This is a genomic window from Novosphingobium sp. BW1, from assembly GCF_008107685.1.
Lineage (GTDB): Bacteria > Pseudomonadota > Alphaproteobacteria > Sphingomonadales > Sphingomonadaceae > Novosphingobium.
Window position 1 is genome coordinate 1 of sequence record NZ_VIRF01000059.1, and the last position, 405, is coordinate 405.

Here is a 405-nt window from a genome sequence, read left to right on the forward strand (position 1 = left end):
GAGATGTCTCGTGGGCTCGGCCGGCGCCGCGGAGGCGAAGGGGCACGGTCACGGCCACGGGCGTCCGGCGAAGCGGTACTCGTTCACGGTGATGGGCACGACCGACCTGCACGGGAACGTCTTCAACTGGGACTACTTCACGGACAAGGAGTACGACGACTCCGCGCACAACGACGTCGGTCTGGCGAAGATCTCGACGCTGGTGGACCAGGTGCGCCGGGAGAAGGGCCGCCGGAACACGTTGCTGATCGACGCGGGTGACACGATCCAGGGCACGCAGTTGTCGTACTACTACGCGAAGGTCGATCCGATCACGGCGCGGCGTGGTCCGGTGCATCCGATGGCGCAGGCGATGAACGCGATCGGTTACGACGCGGCGGCGCTCGGGAACCACGAGTTCAATTA

General features: G+C 65.7%; 1 protein-coding gene. It reads left to right on the forward strand.

The window, feature by feature from the left end:
• Positions 1-405: metallophosphoesterase (locus FMM79_RS07000; protein ID WP_371710876.1), on the forward strand; the 405-nt coding region annotated here is incomplete at both ends.